Annotated in this window: 18 protein-coding genes and 1 other RNA gene; 7 read left to right on the top strand and 12 right to left on the bottom strand. The window is 42.3% G+C overall.

The features are described from left to right. Window positions 1-7: 7 nt before the first annotated feature. Both recN and bamE read left to right on the top strand, forming a co-directional pair. Window positions 8-1,669 (top strand): DNA repair protein RecN, encoded by a 1,662-nt coding sequence (gene recN / locus ACS603_RS08245; protein ID WP_446493768.1) that lies wholly within the window; start codon window positions 8-10, stop codon window positions 1,667-1,669. Window positions 1,670-1,807: 138 nt separating this feature from the next. Continuing rightward, the gene (gene bamE, locus ACS603_RS08240) at window positions 1,808-2,146 is read left to right on the top strand and encodes an outer membrane protein assembly factor BamE (protein WP_182062123.1); all 339 of its coding nucleotides are present in this window, start codon (window positions 1,808-1,810) and stop codon (window positions 2,144-2,146) included. A gap of 101 nt (window positions 2,147-2,247) precedes the next feature. On the opposite strand, the gene ACS603_RS08235 is transcribed toward bamE, so the two are convergent. Next, window positions 2,248-2,535 carry an RnfH family protein gene (locus tag ACS603_RS08235; RefSeq protein WP_474944086.1) on the bottom strand — a complete coding sequence of 96 codons (288 nt, stop codon included), beginning with the start codon at window positions 2,533-2,535 and terminating at the stop codon, window positions 2,248-2,250. Beyond that, window positions 2,525-2,962, bottom strand: coding sequence for a type II toxin-antitoxin system RatA family toxin (locus ACS603_RS08230; protein ID WP_041162109.1), 438 nt, complete (start codon window positions 2,960-2,962; stop codon window positions 2,525-2,527). The genes ACS603_RS08235 and ACS603_RS08230 overlap by 11 nt, the downstream gene beginning before the upstream one ends. A 156-nt stretch (window positions 2,963-3,118) precedes the next feature. On the opposite strand from ACS603_RS08230, the gene smpB reads away from it, so the two are divergent. The 5 genes from smpB (at window position 3,119) to ACS603_RS08205 (ending at window position 7,691) form a co-directional block, all read left to right on the top strand. Then, window positions 3,119-3,601: an SsrA-binding protein SmpB gene (gene smpB, locus ACS603_RS08225; protein ID WP_014071418.1), complete on the top strand. Its 483-nt coding sequence runs from the start codon at window positions 3,119-3,121 to the stop codon at window positions 3,599-3,601. A gap of 90 nt (window positions 3,602-3,691) precedes the next feature. Next, window positions 3,692-4,054: a transfer-messenger RNA gene (gene ssrA / locus ACS603_RS08220) on the top strand. 166 nt (window positions 4,055-4,220) lie between these two features. Next, the gene (locus tag ACS603_RS08215) at window positions 4,221-5,450 is read left to right on the top strand and encodes an integrase domain-containing protein (protein ID WP_058802858.1); all 1,230 of its coding nucleotides are present in this window, start codon (window positions 4,221-4,223) and stop codon (window positions 5,448-5,450) included. Between the two features lie 356 nt (window positions 5,451-5,806). After that, the gene (locus ACS603_RS08210) at window positions 5,807-6,763 is read left to right on the top strand and encodes a retron St85 family effector protein (protein ID WP_058802857.1); all 957 of its coding nucleotides are present in this window, start codon (window positions 5,807-5,809) and stop codon (window positions 6,761-6,763) included. Further along, the gene (locus ACS603_RS08205) at window positions 6,753-7,691 is read left to right on the top strand and encodes a retron St85 family RNA-directed DNA polymerase (RefSeq protein WP_058802860.1); all 939 of its coding nucleotides are present in this window, start codon (window positions 6,753-6,755) and stop codon (window positions 7,689-7,691) included. The genes ACS603_RS08210 and ACS603_RS08205 overlap by 11 nt, the downstream gene beginning before the upstream one ends. Window positions 7,692-7,743: 52 nt before the next feature. Here ACS603_RS08205 and ACS603_RS08200 read toward each other — a convergent pair whose 3' ends face one another. From ACS603_RS08200 to ACS603_RS08155, 10 genes are all read right to left on the bottom strand, one after another. Beyond that, a complete protein-coding gene (locus ACS603_RS08200; protein WP_474944085.1) occupies window positions 7,744-9,207 on the bottom strand; it encodes a relaxase/mobilization nuclease domain-containing protein in 1,464 nt (487 codons plus the stop codon). After that, a complete protein-coding gene (locus ACS603_RS08195) occupies window positions 9,204-9,578 on the bottom strand; it encodes a plasmid mobilization protein (protein WP_058675799.1) in 375 nt (124 codons plus the stop codon). The genes ACS603_RS08200 and ACS603_RS08195 overlap by 4 nt, the downstream gene beginning before the upstream one ends. Window positions 9,579-9,584: 6 nt before the next feature. Next, window positions 9,585-9,842, bottom strand: a complete 258-nt coding sequence (locus tag ACS603_RS08190; RefSeq protein ID WP_049242237.1) for a hypothetical protein — start codon at window positions 9,840-9,842, stop codon at window positions 9,585-9,587. A 660-nt stretch (window positions 9,843-10,502) separates the two neighbouring features. Next, the gene (locus tag ACS603_RS08185; protein ID WP_474944084.1) at window positions 10,503-10,778 is read right to left on the bottom strand and encodes a hypothetical protein; all 276 of its coding nucleotides are present in this window, start codon (window positions 10,776-10,778) and stop codon (window positions 10,503-10,505) included. Between the two features lie 3 nt (window positions 10,779-10,781). Next, window positions 10,782-11,069 (bottom strand): hypothetical protein, encoded by a 288-nt coding sequence (locus ACS603_RS08180; protein WP_058675797.1) that lies wholly within the window; start codon window positions 11,067-11,069, stop codon window positions 10,782-10,784. 348 nt (window positions 11,070-11,417) lie between these two features. Next, window positions 11,418-12,467, bottom strand: a complete 1,050-nt coding sequence (locus tag ACS603_RS08175) for a DUF4238 domain-containing protein (RefSeq protein ID WP_058802867.1) — start codon at window positions 12,465-12,467, stop codon at window positions 11,418-11,420. Window positions 12,468-13,358: 891 nt separating this feature from the next. Next, window positions 13,359-13,634: a hypothetical protein gene (locus tag ACS603_RS08170; protein ID WP_046687682.1), complete on the bottom strand. Its 276-nt coding sequence runs from the start codon at window positions 13,632-13,634 to the stop codon at window positions 13,359-13,361. Between the two features lie 137 nt (window positions 13,635-13,771). Beyond that, entirely contained in the window at window positions 13,772-13,975 is a 204-nt protein-coding gene (locus ACS603_RS08165; RefSeq protein ID WP_044695395.1) for a helix-turn-helix transcriptional regulator, read from the bottom strand. 918 nt (window positions 13,976-14,893) lie between these two features. Continuing rightward, complete coding sequence (locus ACS603_RS08160) at window positions 14,894-15,436, bottom strand: hypothetical protein (protein WP_315686532.1); 543 nt, start codon at window positions 15,434-15,436, stop codon at window positions 14,894-14,896. Between the two features lie 108 nt (window positions 15,437-15,544). After that, the gene (locus ACS603_RS08155; protein ID WP_474944083.1) at window positions 15,545-18,238 is read right to left on the bottom strand and encodes a cation-transporting P-type ATPase; all 2,694 of its coding nucleotides are present in this window, start codon (window positions 18,236-18,238) and stop codon (window positions 15,545-15,547) included. Window positions 18,239-18,280 lie beyond the last annotated feature (42 nt).

The raw sequence follows: 18,280 nt of genomic DNA, 5'->3' as shown, positions 1-18,280 counted from the left end.
AACAATTATGCTGGCACAACTGACCATCAGCAACTTCGCCATTGTTCGTGAACTTGAAATCGACTTCCACAGTGGCATGACGGCTATCACCGGGGAAACCGGTGCTGGTAAATCCATTGCCATTGATGCTCTGGGCTTGTGCCTGGGCGGGCGTGCAGAAGGCGACATGGTGCGCGCTGGCGCTAACCGCGCCGATCTCTGCGCCCGCTTTTCATTGAAAGACACCCCCGCCGCTCAGCGCTGGCTGGAAGTGAACCAGCTTGAAGATGGACGTGAGTGTTTACTTCGCCGTGTGATCAGCAGTGATGGCCGCTCACGTGGCTTCATCAATGGCACGGCCGTACCGCTTTCCCAGCTTCGCGAGCTCGGCCAGTTACTGATTCAGATCCACGGCCAGCACGCCCACCAACAGCTTGTTAAGCCTGAGCAGCAAAAAGCCCTGCTCGATGGCTACGCGGGTGAGTATGCACTTACTCAACTGATGGCAGAACACTACCGCCAGTGGCACCAGAGCTGCCGTGAGCTTGCCCAGCACCAGCAGCTGAGCCAGGAGCGCGCCGCGCGAGCCGAGCTGCTTGAATATCAGCTGAAAGAGCTGAACGAATTTAACCCGCTGCCAGGGGAATTCGAGCAAATCGACGAAGAGTACAAGCGCCTGGCCAACAGCGGCCATTTGCTCTCAACCAGCCAAAACGCCCTGAACCTGCTGGCGGATGGCGAAGACGTTAACCTGCAAAGCCAGCTGTATAACGTACGCCAGTTAGTTACCGAGCTGGCAGGCATGGACAGCAAACTCTCCAGCGTGCTGGATATGCTGGAAGAGGCCGCCATCCAGATTTCAGAGGCGGGGGACGAACTGCGTCACTATTGTGAGCGCCTGGATCTCGACCCTAATCGTCTGTTTGAACTTGAACAACGCATCTCTCGCCAGATTTCGCTGGCGCGTAAACATCATGTGTCACCGGAAGATCTGCCAAACTTTTATCAGAGCCTGCTGGATGAACAGCAGCAGCTTGACGACCAGGCCGACTCGCAAGAAACCTTAACGCTGGCGGTGAATCTGCACCACCAACAGGCGCTGGCGACGGCAAAACAGCTGCACGACATCCGTCAGCACTATGCGCAGGAATTAAGCCAGCACATCACCGAGAGTATGCACACGCTGGCAATGCCGCACGGTGTGTTCACGATTGATGTTCGCTTTGAAGAAAATTACCTGACAGCTGAAGGCGCGGACCGCATCGAATTTCGCGTGACCACAAACCCAGGTCAGCCTTTACAGGCCATTTCTAAAGTGGCATCGGGTGGTGAGCTGTCCCGCATCGCCCTCTCCATCCAGGTGATTACGGCACGTAAAATGGAAACCCCGGCGCTCATTTTCGATGAAGTGGATGTGGGGATCAGCGGCCCAACGGCGGCCGTGGTGGGCAAACTACTGCGTCAGCTGGGCGAATCCACCCAGGTGATGTGCGTCACCCACCTGCCGCAGGTGGCTGGCTGTGGCCATCACCACTTTATCGTCAGCAAAGAAACTGATGGCGAAATGACCGAAACGCACATGACGCCTTTAGATAAGCGCTCGCGTTTACAGGAGCTGGCGCGCCTGCTGGGGGGAAGTGAAGTGACGCGCAATACCCTCGCTAACGCGAAAGAACTACTGGCTGCCTAAACTTTTTCGGGATCTCAGAGTCATAGAGAACAATAAAAACGCCGCCAGACCGGTTTCAAAGTGGGGCAAGGTCTATTATCATCGGCATATTACATATGAGCCGCGTACTGCTCGGGCCCGAAAAGGAATCAAATCACTATGCGCTGTAAAACGCTGACCGCTGCCGCAGCGGTTCTTCTGATGTTGACCGCAGGCTGTTCCACTCTGGAGAAAGTGGTTTACCGTCCTGACATCAACCAGGGGAACTACCTTACCCCTAACGATGTGTCCAAAATCCGTGTGGGGATGACACAACAGCAGGTCGCTTATGCACTGGGAACCCCGATGATGTCCGATCCATTCGGCACAAACACCTGGTTCTATGTATTCCGTCAGCAGCCTGGTCATGAAGATGTGACCCAGCAGACCCTCACGCTGACCTTCAGCAGCGGCGGCGTGTTGACTAACATCGACAACAAACCTGCGCTGACCAACTAATCTGGCGTCAGAAATGCAAAAAGGTGCTCAATGAGCACCTTTTTTGTTTTCTTTTATCCCCTCGCCCCTCTGGGGAGAGGGTTAGGGTGAGGGGAACAAAACTACTTACCCGATTTCTCCGCACGCTGGCGACGCAGCTCTTTCGGATCGGCAATCAGCGGTCGATAAATCTCTACCCTGTCGCCCTCTTTCAGCACATCCCCCAGTTTTACCGGGCGGCTGTAGATACCGACTTTGTTCTTTGCCAGATCGATATCACTGCGAAGCTCAAGCAAGCCCGAGGCACGAATGGCGTCCTCAACCGTTGCATTCGCTTCAAGCGAAACGCGTTGCAGATACTGTTTTTCCGGCAGCGCGTACACCACTTCTACAGCAATCTTATGCGACACTGTAGACCTCTTTGGCGCGAGAGGTGAACGCCTGAACCATGTTTGAAGCCAGCTCTTTAAAGATACGGCCAAACGCCAGTTCTATAAGCTTGTTGGTAAATTCAAAATCGAGATGGAATTCAATGCGGCAGGCGTCAGCGCTCAATGGCGTGAACTTCCAGCCCCCCATCAGGGTTTTAAACGGACCATCAACCAGATGCATCAAAATACTCTGATTATCGGTCAGCGTATTGCGGGTCGTGAACGTCTTACTGATCCCCGCTTTAGAGACATCCACGGCCGCCGTCATCTGCGTCGGGCCTGATTCCAGTACCCGGCTACCGGTACATCCCGGAATAAACTGCGGATAAGACTGAACATCGTTCACTAACTGATACATTTGTTCCACGCTGAAGGGGACAAGCGCAGTACGGCTAATCTGAGGCATAGCATTTTCCATGGTCACACAACGGACAAATAATAACATTTATCACCTGTTAAAAAAACGCTAAGCCTCATCTCGTGCTAATATAGCGCGTTAGACCTCACAGGACGCAATGAGGTGACTTTTTGAAATCAGATTACCGACGGCTTTACGACACCTATGACGAAGAAAAAAGCACATAAACCAGGTTCGGCGACCATTGCACTTAACAAGCGTGCTCGCCATGAGTATTTCATCGAAGAAGAATTCGAAGCAGGTCTTGCATTGCAGGGCTGGGAAGTAAAATCACTGCGCGCTGGCAAAGCCAATATTGGTGATAGCTATGTGATCTTCAAAGACGGCGAAGCCTTTTTATTTGGCGCAAACTTTACGCCGCTGACGGTCGCCTCTTCGCACTACGTGTGCGATCCAACCCGCACCCGTAAGCTGCTGCTGAACAAGCGTGAGCTGGATTCCCTTTTCGGGCGCATCAATCGCGAAGGTTATACCGTGCTGGCCCTGTCTCTGTACTGGAAGAACGCCTGGTGCAAAGTGAAAATCGGCGTCGCGAAAGGTAAGAAGCAGCACGACAAACGTAACGATGCTAAAGATCGTGAATGGCAGGTCGATAAAGCGCGTATCATGAAGCACGCAGGCCGTTAATTTTAGGATACTTATTGAGCGATTCAATAAGTTAGCGTTCCGGGCTGGTATCCAGGAAGTGAAATCTGGTATACTCAGTTCAACACTATTGGGGCTGATTCTGGATTCGACGGGATTTGCGAAACCCAAGGTGCATGCCGAGGGGCGGTTTGCCTCGTAAAAAGCCGCAAAAAAATAGTCGCAAACGACGAAAACTACGCTTTAGCAGCTTAATAACCTGCTAAGAGCCCTCTCTCCCTAGCTTCCGCTCTTAAGACGGGGATCAAGAGAGGTCAAACCCAAAAGAGATCGCGCGGATGCCCTGCCTGGGGTTGAAGTGCTAAAACTAATCAGGCTAGTTCGTTAGTGGCGTGTCTGTCCGCAGCTGGCGTGCGAATGTAAAGACAAACTAAGCATGTAGTACCGAGGATGTAGAAATTTCGGACGCGGGTTCAACTCCCGCCAGCTCCACCACTTTTTAGTTGTTTGAAGTATACTGAAGTCTACTAAGCCCGCATGGAACCAGCCTTGCGGGCTTTTTTACGTCTACAGAAGTCTACTGAAATTTGCTAGAAGCTACTCCTTATGGCACCCTTTTTGGGACCCAACGCAAAGGGTCCCAAAATCGAGGGTCCTAAAAATGGCAAAAATCGCTAAGAAACTCACTGACACTGAAATCAAAAATACCAAGCCAGCAGAAAAGGAGATCAACCTTTTTGATGGTGACGGCCTGATGCTACGAATCGCTCCCCTATCAAAGGGTGGTAAGAAAAATTGGTATTTCAGGTATGCAGTGCCAGTAAGTAAGAAGCGAACAAAGATGAGCTTAGGAACCTACCCTCATCTCACACTTGCCAAAGCTCGGGCTTTACGTGATGAATACTTATCGTTGCTTGCAAATGGTATCGATCCGCAGATTCACAACAACGATAAAGCCAATGCCCTTAAGGATGCCACTGAGCACACGCTACAAGCGGTTGCTAGGAAATGGTTAGATGAAAAGGTTAAGACCTCTGGTATCTCTCCAGACCACGCAGAAGACATCTGGCGAAGCCTTGAACGAAATATTTTCCCCGGTTTAGGCAACGTTCCTATCAAAGAGATCCGTCCCAAGCTCTTAAAACAACACCTTGATCCCATAGAACAACGAGGCGTATTGGAAACCCTACGCCGTATCATTTCACGTCTAAATGAAATTTTTCGTTGGGCTGCGACAGAAGAACTTATTGAGTTTAATCCTGCTGATAACCTCGGTCAGCGATTCAGTAAGCCCAAGAAGCAAAACATGCCTGCTTTACCACCAGATGATTTACCCCGATTCTTAATTGCTCTATCTAACGCTTCTATACGACTCGAAACACGTCTTCTAATTGAGTGGCAACTCCTTACGTGGGTTCGTCCGGGAGAAGCTGTCCGTGCTCGGTGGAGTGATATAGACGAAGATAATCGATTCTGGAACATCCCCGGTGAGTTTATGAAGATGAAACGCCCTCACAAGATTCCGCTGAGTAAAGAGGCTATGCGTATACTTGAGTTAATCAGACCAATCAGTGGTCATAGAGAGTGGGTTTTCCCAAGCATTAAGGCCCCGCTTAACCACATGCATGAGCAAACAGCTAATGCTGCAATCATCCGTATGGGATTCGGTGGTGAACTGGTAGCACACGGAATGCGTTCTATAGCAAGAACGGCTGCTGAAGAAAGCGGTAAATTTAGAACAGAAGTGCTTGAATCCGCCTTAGCTCATACTAAGAACAACGAAATCATAGCCGCTTACAATCGTGCTGAGTATCTTGCTGAAAGAACAGAGCTGATGCAGTGGTGGGGAGATTACGTTCAAGCGCAAAAACTTAAGGCCATTGCTGCATGACGGATTACACCTCTTGGTATGACATCCTAAACATCTAAGGCTAAGGTCTTTACAGACAAAGGGGCTAGTTAGGAAGGGGATGCCTGTCACTTAGTCGTTCTGTTAGGCAAAAAAGTTTGAACATCGCCACTCATCATGCTATAAAAAAAGAACTCTTTAGCGTATGGGCTTTAGTTTAATAGCCTTGTCGGGCGTTTCGCCAGACACTAACTTATTGTTTAGATTTAGGGTTGCGTCAGATGCAAATCGGCCGATCCTGCTCGCTCACTCACACGATCGGCCGATTTGCATCCGCCGCATCCTTTAGTAAAGAGTTAAAAAGAGACTTAGGTCTCTTTTTTTATTTGGACAATTAGATGTACGAACAAATTATAAAAGATACATTTAAAAATCTTGAAGTTGAAAATTTTACTGTCATTAATAACAGCCTAAATTTGATATTTGTTTGTGGTGGGCTTGTAGATGTAAAACAACCCATTCCTACAAGTATGCGCGGACAGCTATACGCTTATACAGCTACTGAACATGAAGAGTTTCATAATTGCCTAAGAATGGCTGAATCTTTCAAAGACTATATTGAGTCAGGTCAGTATGATGATTTGCTTCATTTCGAGCACGACATCGCAAAAATATCATCACAAGTTCTTCTATTTCTCGAAAGCCCCGGATCATTAGTTGAGTTAGGGATATTTTCTTCTTTCGAAAACTTATATGATAAAATTTGTGTTATTGCACCAGAAGATCATGTTGAGAGCGAAGACTCATTTATTTTTTTAGGGCCACTAAAAAGAATATCCACTTATGTAAATGAAGCAGTACTCACATACCCATATGATGCCGAAAAGGGAAAGTTTGACAAATCAGTGTGGGGCGAAATTTGCGAAGATATTCTTTCAAGAGTTAACAGTAAAAATAAGATTGAAAAATTCAGGAAAAATGATGACGGTCATTTATGTATGCTTATACTTGAGATAATAAATATCTGCTTTCCTGTTCAAATCTCTGAAATTGAATCAGTTCTTTTGTCTTTTCAAATTAAGATTCCGCAAAAACGTCTTTCTCAATTAATCTACCTACTACTCACATTAGAGCTAATACAAAAAAAGAAAAGAAGTTCAAATGCATATTTCTTCCCCCCAAAGAAACTGGCTAATGATAACTATATAAAATTTGGCTCTTATTCAGATAAAAAACAATTCGACAAAACAAAAAATAAAATAAATTTAAAGCAAGAACTCGCCTTTAATTTAAAGGATAAAGAACAACGGCGCCTTAGTGTATTAGCCAAGTATGGTGAAGAAAATGACCAATAATCTAAAATCATTACGCAAGCTTTTACAAAGCACACTTTTTTTAAGTGATGATCTCATTAATATTTTTATTGCCACAGCTCCTTATAGATACAAGATTTATGAAATAAACAAAAGAAACTCTGATGAAAAGCGTAAAATTGCGCATCCTTCAAAGGAACTGAAATTCATTCAACGGATTATTATTAAAGAACTATCTGATATACTGCCTGTACATGATTGCGCTTATGCTTATAGATCTGGGCGAGGAATTAAAGAAAATGCGCTCATTCACTCAAAAAATAGTTATTTGTTAAAACTGGATTTATCCAACTTTTTTAACTCGTTAACACCTGAAATATTTTTTGCTGAATGTAAAAGAAACCACATTGATTTTGATAAAGACAATGCTTCTATTATATCAAACTGTTTGTTCTATCGTGAGCATAGGAAATCAAGTTTAAAATTGAGTGTTGGAGCACCCAGCTCACCGTTTATCTCCAATGTAATAATGTACTCATTTGACAAAATTATTGAAACAGAGTGTCTGAAAAGAGAGATAACATTCACAAGATATGCTGATGATATGACATTTTCGACCAATATAAAGAATACACTTATTGGGTTTGATAATTTAATAAGACAAGTTTTAATCGATCTTTTCAAAGACTCTATCTCTTTAAATAATGATAAAACTATTTTTTCTTCGAAAGCTCATAATCGACATATTACGGGTATAACAATCTCGAACAATGATAACATATCACTTGGGCGAGAAAGAAAAAGATTAATATCATCAGCAATACATCGTTTTTCTTATGATAAATTAGATCAGGAAGCCGTGGACAAATTGAAGGGCTTGTTAGCTTTTGCACATTACATTGAACCTTCATTTGTAGCTGCAATGGAAAAAAAATACGGAAGGGAAACAATAAATAAATTAAAGAAGTAGAACAAAAATTACACTACCAATGCGACATTATAAAAGAGGTTTGACGCCTCTTTTATTTTGTCTTAAATCGGTTGTTCTCTATTTTACTTACCTCTTCAACATATAATTTCATCTGTTCTTTTTTAAGGCTTTCTTTTAACTTATGTTTAAATCTATTTTCATAATCAACCATAGAAGATGGCTTTTTCTTTATATCTTCTTCAATTGGTTTTTCTTTATTTTTTGCCTGTATCAAAGGTTTTTTTATATTGAACCTTTCTCTTATCTCTTCGATCTTAGTTGCTCTGCTATTGAAACGGCTACCGCTCTTGCGTCTAAATTTATTTGTGGCTGCGTTGGCTGTTTCTGCATGATCAAGTATCCTACTGATAGAACCGCTGCTAAATTTAGGACTCCAACTATTGAGGCTACTTTTAGTATAAGTTTTGATTGATTCTTTATTGTATTGTTTTTTAACTCTGTTGAGTATTTGTGCAGCTTTTTGTGTTGTTCTTCTAACTTTAGGGCTTGTTGGTCTAATATATTTTTCGCTGAGTTTAAAGCTGTTGTTGTTGTTTCTAACGAGTTGTTCAGCCTTGTTAGTGTCTGCTGTGTCTGATTCAATGCTGTGCTGACTGATTCTGATAATATCATCATCGATTCGGTCAGTGGCTCTACTGTCATTGATATTTGGTTCAATAAGTGATCGTTCAATACTATTTGGTTCATCATCTTTTCTTGCTGAGAAACTTCTAACGAGTTCATCATCTCTATTTTTGTCATATTTCACCTTTTTTTTAATAGTGTTCCAGCTAAATTTTTTGCCTAAAGAAGATCCCTTAAACGCTATGTCATTTACACTGAATGAAACCCCCGCCACGTTGCCAGTTCTGGCAACATTGAACCTTGGTTCAATGCCTACGGCCTGCAGACGTTCTACGAACGTCTCTAAGTGAGGTTTTCCTGTCATAGCCGCCTGTAAGGCGTTCTGTAGCACGATACGAGCTGGTTTTTCACCTGTACGAAGAGCTTGCTCGATCTCGTTCTTGGTTGGTGCTGACACGTCTGATTTTTGACCTTTAAGCCCCTGTGTAATGGTTAAGCCGTGCTTTACTTCTAAACGTTCACAAGCTGCTATTGTATTAAATGCTGAGTGCTGACCGTGCCATACAGAACCATCAAGGCCGACGCGATTCGCTACTATATGGATATGGTCTTTATCAGTATCTTTATGACGCACACAAATATATTGATGTTTGTCTATATCGATATTCATTTCTCTCAAATAGTCTTTTGCTATCTCTTGCCATTGTTCATCTGTGAGCATCTCATCTTTTGGAAGAGATAAAAACGCATGAAAAGTTGGTTTATTTATATCAGGTCTAAAACTGCTTACAGCTTTAAACTCATCAGTTAAATCACTAACGTTATTTTTATCTGCTGACATATTGCTACAAATAAAGCTGTGATCATCTTTTAATATATAATCAACCCTATTTTTAAAAGACTTGCCCGTCTTGGCTACGTTTCCTTTCATATATAATCCAAATCCTTATTCACTTCTATTATTCTTCTGCTGACTTGTTTTATATTAAAGTTAAGCTTATCAACTTCATTTTTATCAAAATACTCATTGCCATTTAACTTTTTAACAGCCTGATTTATATTATTACCTATCGCTGAAAGCTGCATATATGTTTTTTGATTAACTTTTGGCATCTTTCTTTTAACAACGGGTTCAGAGTTTAAAATCTCTTTTCTAATGTAATAACCTCTTTCAAGCCCTGATGCTTCCACTAATGATTTTAAATATTCAAACTCTGCTTTGTTTACTCTGAACTGTATAGATATATCTCTGCGTTCTTCGTGATTTAATTCTATACGACCTCTTTTTCTGTCTGTATCCATATTTTATTATCCACCTGTAAACATATAATCTCTTATTGCTTTTATATAGTCTTCATCATTTTCATCAATCAACGATTTTAGAAGGTCATCAGCTTTATTTTCTTGTATATATCTATGAGACACGAAATAACATAGCCTTCTTTCATCACTATTTATTTCACTAAAAGGTATGTCTTTGTCTTGTTCTATGTAATAAAAAAACCTTGCTAATAACTCAAACTTCATTTTTAAACTCATTTGTTTTTCTATGTCATCTTCAGTCATATCTTATTACTCCTCTTATATTTGATCAGTGCTTTTTTATCTATTATTTTTTTAACATCTGATATTGCTTGTTTTGCTTCGCTTGAAGAGTTAGTTTTTCCTGTACAGCTTCTAATCATAAAACCGCCTAACATAATACAAAGTATTACCATTACTACAGACATAAACATCATATTTATTTCTCCTATATTTATAATATCCAATGTAAAACTAACTATGGTTTATCGCCAACCCTTGATAGGGTGATCAGGCGGAAGGGTAGATCTTTTTCAACCTTGCGAGTGAAACGAGACAAGGCAATCCGATAGGATTGGGTAAAATAGCGGATACGCTATTACACCTTGCCTCAGTTTCCGAAAAAACGAAAGAACAAAGCTGAACTACACCTATATTTAAATAAATAACCGATAATAATATCTAGTCAATAGCGGCTACATAAATAAATACACTGCACGACGAATAAAATGCAAGTAAAATATAGGGTAAATAATATATTGTCTTGATCGGTAGCTGTGCGTAAGGGTCAAATCGTCAAGTGCTAAATCGTGGGGTCCCACAAAGTGGGTTCCGATTTAGTGCTTGATGACATAGGGGAGGAGATAAAATTTATATGGGTGATGTTTCACGTAGTGGAGCATCACCCTGACAGACAAGACTGACTTACATTCTTCTTCTGAATATAATGTTATCTGAGAAAATAGCTTTACCCACGACAAAACCGACAATAGCTATTATTGGTAAGCTTATAGTAGCTCCTGCCATACCTGCAGACATTCCAATGAGCGCTGACAGACCAAAAGCTATCAGGATGATCACCGCCGCATACCAACCGGGATATGTTCCATATAGCACGGATGCCTGACATCCGGTGCATACATGAACACCTTTTTGACTTTCTTTATAACAAAAAGGACACTGAATAATATTTTGTTCCATCACTTAATCCTTCTTAAAAACCGCACCTTGGTAAACGACGCCATCTTTGACCTTTTCGATTTTAAAAGTCCAAGAGCCAAGATCTTTGTTTTGCGTTTTGGCTATATAGATGGGTTTCTTGCTTTCATCCCAGCTTTTAACAGTAAAAACGCCATTTCTGAACTTGATCACATCTTTCTGAACATCAAGCCTGACACCGTATTGCTGATTAACGTAGCTGCCATAGATGCCATCATCACCACAACCAGACAATAGCGTCACCAAACCTGCCACCATCATAAGTTTACGCATACCTTTTCCTTCACTGATGAGACACAGACCACCGCTTGGCCTGTAAACATCTTAGAATTCAATTATTTTCATAGTTCGTCATATCGTTTGTACCGATCGAAAAAAAACATACAATAGATTAAAACTATCATAATCAATTAATCGATCGTCAAAACCAATTAAATGCCGATCGATAAGGCCACATCAATAGATAAAAACTATCAATATCTATATATTGATCTTTTTTATCGATCATTATTTTGAAGTAAAATTTAGAATGACGTATTTTTAATTTTATGATAAATATCGCTTTTTATATTTATATGGCTCTATGGATACATTATAAATTAAACATCAATTTTATACTTTTTAATGACTTAACAAAATATCATCACCAATTAAATCACTCAACATTTCATCAATAAATTCATCAGACAAAAGATAAGAATTAACACCAATCATTTTTTGAAGTTCATTCATATTATGAATAGGCTCCTTGCAAATAAAAAAATCAGTTGAACATTGTGCTATTATATCGTTTATATTTTCAATATTTGGGTTGTCATCAAGATATTTTGCGCCATACAATATAGAATGTGAATTAATTGGCATATATACTGCTTTTAAATCATCATCTTTTTCATGGAATGGTTTAAATCTACGATCCCCATCAACTTCAAAAATCACGAGACAATCCCCTAATATCAATGATTGCTCAACACTTATTACTTTATAAGTTAGCTTCTTATACTCTTCAATTTTCAAACTTTCATCCAACTCAAGTCCTTTTAAATGTCCTTTTTTAGCGGCCTCAGGAATACCGGATAAAACCATATTTTCGAATAAAGGAATAAGTTGCAATGAAAGTTTATTTGCTATGTCGGGAAGCCAAGCATGAACGTTATTAATCAAAACACCCTTAATATGTGGGTGCAAAACTTGTGGAACATTTAACTCATTAAGCTGTCTATTAATCAACCTATCAAATTTTGATGGATCAGAAATGACATTTTTATTTAAATATCTAGACAAAGCATCTTTGCTTAAAAGCCTTATTCGCATCTGGTCTATTAGATGAGATGCAGTACTGGTAAAGTTAGAACGTAAATTTTTAGTTCTGATTTCCATATGAAAGACAAAGTCAGACAAACTTCCTATATCATCCATGTTAAATGTACCATTAACTAACTCACGGACGATTTTTGAATAAATATAAGTTTCCTTTTCAGTTATTTTGTCATCAATTGACGAATCGCCATCGAGAGTATAAAATTTATTTTCCAAACCAATATTTTCAATTACTATATTTTCTTTTATAAACTCTTTTTTACATAAGCAAGAAAAAAACTTTCCTTCTTTCTCTAATGAAAATCCACGCTGTAAGAATCTAGGGATAAAATGCTGTCTTTTTCCTGCCATCTTTGAATCCTTAAAAAATAACTTTAATTAACTTTATCATATAAGAAATAACATTTTAATATTTTTCGTACAGTAGTACTAGAAATTTAAATTTTAAAGTTTTCGGGTTTTAGATGGCGACTTTCAGTCGTAGTAGTTTTCCGTTAGGAAAACTTAGTTTTTCTTGGAGCATTCCCCCCCCTCCCCCCGTGCGAAAAATGAAAATCGCTAAAGAGATAGAGAAAGGAAAAAAGAATGCTCATTGCGCTTTGATTACTCAAAAAGTATTCAGACCGTTTCCAATCTGATACTCCCCCCCGCGACCCGCGCAAACCCTACCATGATCTTTTAAGCACTTCTCGTTTTACTAAAGAAGCTATAACGCTTTATAAATTTTAGGTAAGGCGATTCAGGCTGACAACATCGCTCCCGGTTAACCGCTGTCGCAATAACTATAAGATTCACCATCACTTGAGGGACCTTCGTATTCTTATACCTGATACAACAGGTTTTAACGTTATTGCTTTTGAGGATTAAAAAGGATTCTGGAAAGGGTATTTAAAAGACTTGTAAAAAGCTGGGATTTAGATTTGACAAATATAAGTTGATTAGATAATACTTTATTTATATTTGTAATCACGTTCTCGTATAACTGATTACAAGACTTAAAAAAGTCAGCGAAAACTTTTTAAGTCCTTTAAAAGTCAGATTTAACATCTGGCTTTTTTTGTATCTTTTCTTTTTATAGATCTTCTATCTAATTAGTCAATAGAAATATAAAAATATTTTACACAATCATTATTGATTCTGAAATAAATGAAGGCCAGATATATATCTGACCTTTAGTTTGATATGAACTCATTTTTCATAAATGGCCCTAAACGCCCACAAATCAAATCGAGCTGCCTTATTTTACATATAGGAAATCATAATAACTTGTGTGTGCATGCACATTATATCCATTCTAACTTTTTCAAAATCAATATACTTATGTTGGCTTTTATCAATACTCTTCTTTGTTTTTTTAAGAATGTCATCATAAACTGTTTCCATATAATATTTATCAGTAAATAAATCAAAAACTTCGCTGGAAGGCTTTGTTAGAGTTCTCTTCGTAAAACGAGAATATTCCAGTAATGCAGCTAAATCCGCTGAAGTTTGACTTGCATGTTTATTTTCTTTTTTCATCTTTTTTTCCTTATTTATTTTTTAAGTAAATATCCCCCTACACTTTCATGTATTATTATTAAAGGGATCGTTATTTTTAAACACAGGTCTATATTTTTATTACTTATAGCCTCCTAACTTCATTTATAAAAACATTATCATGCTGCTTTATTACGAGATGCGTAAATCATTTGGTCGATCCATTCATCGACTTCGCTTTCTACGAACCTTATTGCTCGATCACCTAGTTTTATAGGTGCAGGGAATTGACCACGACTAATCAATCGATAAATCCAAGCTTTACAAAATCCGGTTCTTTCCAACACTTCAGGCATACGGATAAATCTTTTTCTTTCTGTCATACATTTCTCCATTGTTGTTTTGATGGATGCAGTATCCTCAGATCGCTTATGGCGATCAACTATCAAAAAGCACGAATTGTTCAAGAGATGGTGCTTTTTTAGTCAGATTTATGAAGGGTGTTTTGAAAGCAAGCCAGCATAGGCTTAGGAGGACTTTTGCAAAAAATGCTATTTTTTTGGCCCATGTAAGATTTTTTAATAAATACTTAATTATCAATTAGATAAGTTATTTATGATTTAATTCCGTACCATCCCCCTTTATAATTCTTGTTTAGCACTTTGAGAGGACTAAGTTAGAGGTAAGATCTTGCATATGGGAAATAGCCTCCGGAACAGAAAGGCTATGTTTCGTGAGTTCAACTCCTCAACGTTAGTAGTATCTAAGATTTTGGCTCTGGAATAAGTAAAATCTGTGCTGACGTTTCTTAGGACCCTTTATTGAACCCTTAATGAATCAAGGCACAAAAATAACAATAAAAATCATATTATTAAGATATAAAGCACAGGGACGCCAGCCCAAAATTCTCCATCGGTGATTACCAGAGTCATCCGATGAAGTCCTAAGAGCCCGCATGGCGCAAGCCCTGCGGGCTTTTTTGTGCCCTCAATTTGTCCCGCAAAGTCTGAAGTCAACGCATTAAATCCGAACCTTTCAGCCATTCAGAGGAAAATTTCTTCGTCGAAATAGATCAATTAATCTGACATTTAGCATGGCATAAAGTAACGAAATTACTACGCGGTAGTCCTACAGGCATATGTAATGATCAGAACAGTATCAGAACGAATTCCGCTAAGATGAATCAGTAGGTTATCTCCCTTCGGAACCGAGGGGGAGCTATGCGGGGGAATTGGCGCTTTTAGAAGACAACATAACTTTATGCCAAATAAGCATACTGCTGAGAGCATTTTCTAAAAATTTTATCTAAAGCTCCACTGTACAGTAATAACAAACACCGAAGGTATTATTAAACCAACATCCATACCAAAATATGATGTGAAATTATACTGAAACCCATGATAAATATAAGGTGAAAAACCAACTCCAGTCACTTTTTTAAAATCATGATAAGAACCATGGTCACCACAATCGCTAAAGGCATCAAAGAAAAACTCACCTACATACCCATATATCCCCTTAAAAACCAGTCCATCGCCAAGATACGCCCAATCTTTTCTGACGCCAGCCGCTAAGCATCTGTCATTAAAGCTATTATTCATCGTACCGAGAATATAACTATATTCTGATTGTTCTGAAAATTTTCGTTCTACCGATATAAATTTGTTGTCAAAATGCTCTGTATATTGCCCATGATTATGCGTTAAATGGTAAACATAAGACCCTGTATTTAACGAATAAAGATTTATGTCATCTGCCTGACAAGTGAATGTCGCGATACATGCCGCCCCGCATAAATAATGACGTATATCTGGTTTGATTTTATTCTCATATTTAGCATTCATGATTAGGCTCTTAAAGAGAAAACGTTTTACATTTCAAAGAACTTTAAAGTCGTTTGTGATAGCAGGTGGATGTAATGTTTTACATCCACCTGCGTGGTGATATACGTTTTAGCGTTCTACAACTCTCCATCGTTTCGTTAATTGTTTTTCCATTTCAACAATCAAAAACAGAACGAATCCAATACTGAACGTTATAACCCAATACCGGAACGGCAGCGCTTCAGTGCCAAACAGCATCTGCATGAACGGTGCGTAAATGATAAGAAGCTGTAGCGCTAACAGTACGCCGCTCACGATCCAAATCCCTTTATTCTCCAGCAGGCCTTTACTCAGTGAGAAGCCGTCATTCACGCGGCAGTTAAGCATGTAGAACCACTGCGCGGTCACCAGGGTTTGCAGCAGCACGGTACGGATAAACTCAGCTGAGTAACCGCGGGGCTGTAGCCAGGCTTCCAGCACGAAGGCGCTGATGGCAATCAGCAGACCGACAAACACCACGCGCCAGATGGCATAGCCGTCCATGACGTGGAGATTCGCCTTGCGCGGTGGGCGGGTCATGATGTCCTTCTCGCCTGCTTCAAACGCCAGGCCAAACGACAGTGTTGCCGACGTCGCCATGTTCATCCACAGGATCAGGACCGGCGTCAGCGGGATCAGGTTCCCCGCCAGCAGCGCAATAATGATCAGCAGAGCCTGTGCGATGTTACTGGGGATAACGAACAGAATGGTCTTTTTCAGGTTATCGTAAACCCGCCGTCCCTCATGTACCGCACGGGCAATGGTGGCAAAGTTGTCATCCGTTAACACCATGTCGGCGGCTTCCTTGGTGACTTCCGTCCCCTTAATCCCCATGGCGATACCCACGTCCGCCCGCTTGAGCGCCGGGGCATCATTGACGCCATCCCCGGTCATGCCCACCACTTCCTGTTTACTTTGCAGGGCCTGCACAAGGCGGAATTTATCCTCCGGGCTGGTTCGGGCAAAAATATCGTACCGCTGCGCGGCGTCGCTCAGCTGACGATCGTCCATCGCCTCCAGCTCACGTCCGGTGATGGCGCTAGCGGCGTTACCAATCCCCAACATTTGCCCAATGCTCATTGCCGTTTGCGGGTGGTCGCCGGTGATCATCTTCACGCGGATCCCCGCCTGCAGGCAGTCGGCAATGGCGGTAATGGCCTCCGGACGCGGCGGATCCATCATTCCGGCAACCCCAAGCAGGATCACCCCATCCTGCAAATCCGGATGATCCAGCTCTCGTTGACCGTCGCGGGCGGGTTTCCAGGCCGCAGCCACCATGCGCAGCCCCTCACGGGCATACTCTTCAATCTTCCCTTCCCAGTAAGGAAGATCAAACGGCTGCAGTCCGTCATTCGTCTGCTGGAACTGACAGAGGCGGAACAGGACGTCCGGCGCGCCGGTAATCAGAATCACCTCTTCATCGCCAAGACGGTACAACGTGGACATGTATTTATACTGCGAATCAAACGGGATTTTACTGCGCATTTCGGTATCGAGCGGTGGAATCGGGATTTTCGCCGCCAGCACCTTCAGCGCGCCCTCGGTCGGCCCCCCGGTGATTTTCCACAGCCCCTGCTCGTCTTTGATCAACTGACTGTCGTTACAGAGGTCAATGGTGCGCAGATAGCGTTCCAGTAACGACCCCTGCGTTACGCTGACGGGCGTCGGGTCATCAACGGGGTGAATATTCCCCACCGGTTCGTAACTGTCGCCCTCCACGCGATAAGTTGTGTCAGCGGTAATCACCGCTTTGACCGTCATTTCATTCATGGTCAGGGTGCCGGTTTTATCCGAGCAGATGACCGTCATCGCGCCCAGCGTTTCCACCGTAGGCAGCTTACGAATGATGGCCTTGCGACGCGCCATGGCCTGTACGCCGAGAGAAAGAATGATGGAAATGATGGCCGGCAGGCCTTCCGGCACCGCGGCAACGGCGAGGCTGATGAGCGACAGCACCAGCTCGGAAACCGGCATATCCCGGAACAGAAGACTGAAGACAAACAGCGCCACCATCATCACCAGGATAGTGATGAAGATGGTCTTACCGAGCTTATCCATCTGCACCATCAGCGGCGTACGGTGTTTTTCGATATCGGACATCATCTGGTTGATATGGCCAAGCTCGGTTTCGCCCCCGGTCGCCACCACCACGCCTTTCCCGCCGCCGGAGCTTACGGTGGTGCCGGAATAGAGCAAGTTATACCGGTCACCTAAAGGCAGTTCCCCGCTTAACGCATCGCTGTTTTTCTCAACAACGGTGGATTCGCCGGTCAGAATGGCCTCCTCCACGCGAAGGTTATGCGCTTCAATCACACGCAAATCCGCAGGAATACGATCCCCGGCGCGGATCACTACGATGTCGCCCGGGACCAACGCCGTGGTGGGGATCGTTTCATGATTACCTTGTCGCACCACCACGGCTTCGCTGGAGAGCATATTGCGAATACTTTGCAGCGATTTTTCTGCATTGCTCTCCTGAATATGGCCAATCAGCGCGTTAATGATGGCCACCCCGAGGATGACAAACATATCTACCCACTGGCCCATAAAGAGCTTGAGTAGCGCAGCCACCAGCAGAACGTAAATCAGCACATCGTTAAAATGGGCCAGGAAGCGCAGCCATGCGGGCTTGCCCTTTTTCTGCGGTAACGCATTCTCACCATACTGCTGGAGTCGGGCCGATGCCTCAGTGCTGCTCAGCCCCTCCGCGGTGGAGTTGATATTCGCCAGGGTGTCGTCAACAGTTTGTTGATAATAAGGTCGTTCAGGTTTTCCTGTTTTCATCGTTCCTTCCTCAGGTTCTTTTCAGAAATCACCTTGCTTTCA

The sequence above is a fragment of the Enterobacter sp. Li2LvB3 genome (genome assembly GCF_056156645.1).
The sequence above is the reverse complement of the archived record's forward strand: the minus strand, read 5'-3'. Positions and strand labels throughout refer to the sequence as shown.

Excerpts from the sequence above, each read along its gene's own strand:
- recN (WP_446493768.1), top strand. The coding sequence starts at position 8 with ATGCTGGCACAACTGACCATCAGCAACTTCGCCATTGTTCGTGAACTT.
- bamE (WP_182062123.1), top strand. The coding sequence starts at position 1,808 with ATGCGCTGTAAAACGCTGACCGCTGCCGCAGCGGTTCTTCTGATGTTG.
- ACS603_RS08230 (WP_041162109.1), bottom strand. The coding sequence starts at position 2,962 with ATGCCTCAGATTAGCCGTACTGCGCTTGTCCCCTTCAGCGTGGAACAA.
- smpB (WP_014071418.1), top strand. The coding sequence starts at position 3,119 with ATGACGAAGAAAAAAGCACATAAACCAGGTTCGGCGACCATTGCACTT.
- ACS603_RS08215 (WP_058802858.1), top strand. The coding sequence starts at position 4,221 with ATGGCAAAAATCGCTAAGAAACTCACTGACACTGAAATCAAAAATACC.
- ACS603_RS08210 (WP_058802857.1), top strand. The coding sequence starts at position 5,807 with ATGTACGAACAAATTATAAAAGATACATTTAAAAATCTTGAAGTTGAA.
- ACS603_RS08205 (WP_058802860.1), top strand. The coding sequence starts at position 6,753 with ATGACCAATAATCTAAAATCATTACGCAAGCTTTTACAAAGCACACTT.
- ACS603_RS08200 (WP_474944085.1), bottom strand. The coding sequence starts at position 9,207 with ATGAAAGGAAACGTAGCCAAGACGGGCAAGTCTTTTAAAAATAGGGTT.
- ACS603_RS08195 (WP_058675799.1), bottom strand. The coding sequence starts at position 9,578 with ATGGATACAGACAGAAAAAGAGGTCGTATAGAATTAAATCACGAAGAA.
- ACS603_RS08190 (WP_049242237.1), bottom strand. The coding sequence starts at position 9,842 with ATGACTGAAGATGACATAGAAAAACAAATGAGTTTAAAAATGAAGTTT.
- ACS603_RS08185 (WP_474944084.1), bottom strand. The coding sequence starts at position 10,778 with ATGGAACAAAATATTATTCAGTGTCCTTTTTGTTATAAAGAAAGTCAA.
- ACS603_RS08180 (WP_058675797.1), bottom strand. The coding sequence starts at position 11,069 with ATGCGTAAACTTATGATGGTGGCAGGTTTGGTGACGCTATTGTCTGGT.
- ACS603_RS08175 (WP_058802867.1), bottom strand. The coding sequence starts at position 12,467 with ATGGCAGGAAAAAGACAGCATTTTATCCCTAGATTCTTACAGCGTGGA.
- ACS603_RS08170 (WP_046687682.1), bottom strand. The coding sequence starts at position 13,634 with ATGAAAAAAGAAAATAAACATGCAAGTCAAACTTCAGCGGATTTAGCT.
- ACS603_RS08165 (WP_044695395.1), bottom strand. The coding sequence starts at position 13,975 with ATGACAGAAAGAAAAAGATTTATCCGTATGCCTGAAGTGTTGGAAAGA.
- ACS603_RS08160 (WP_315686532.1), bottom strand. The coding sequence starts at position 15,436 with ATGAATGCTAAATATGAGAATAAAATCAAACCAGATATACGTCATTAT.
- ACS603_RS08155 (WP_474944083.1), bottom strand. The coding sequence starts at position 18,238 with ATGAAAACAGGAAAACCTGAACGACCTTATTATCAACAAACTGTTGAC.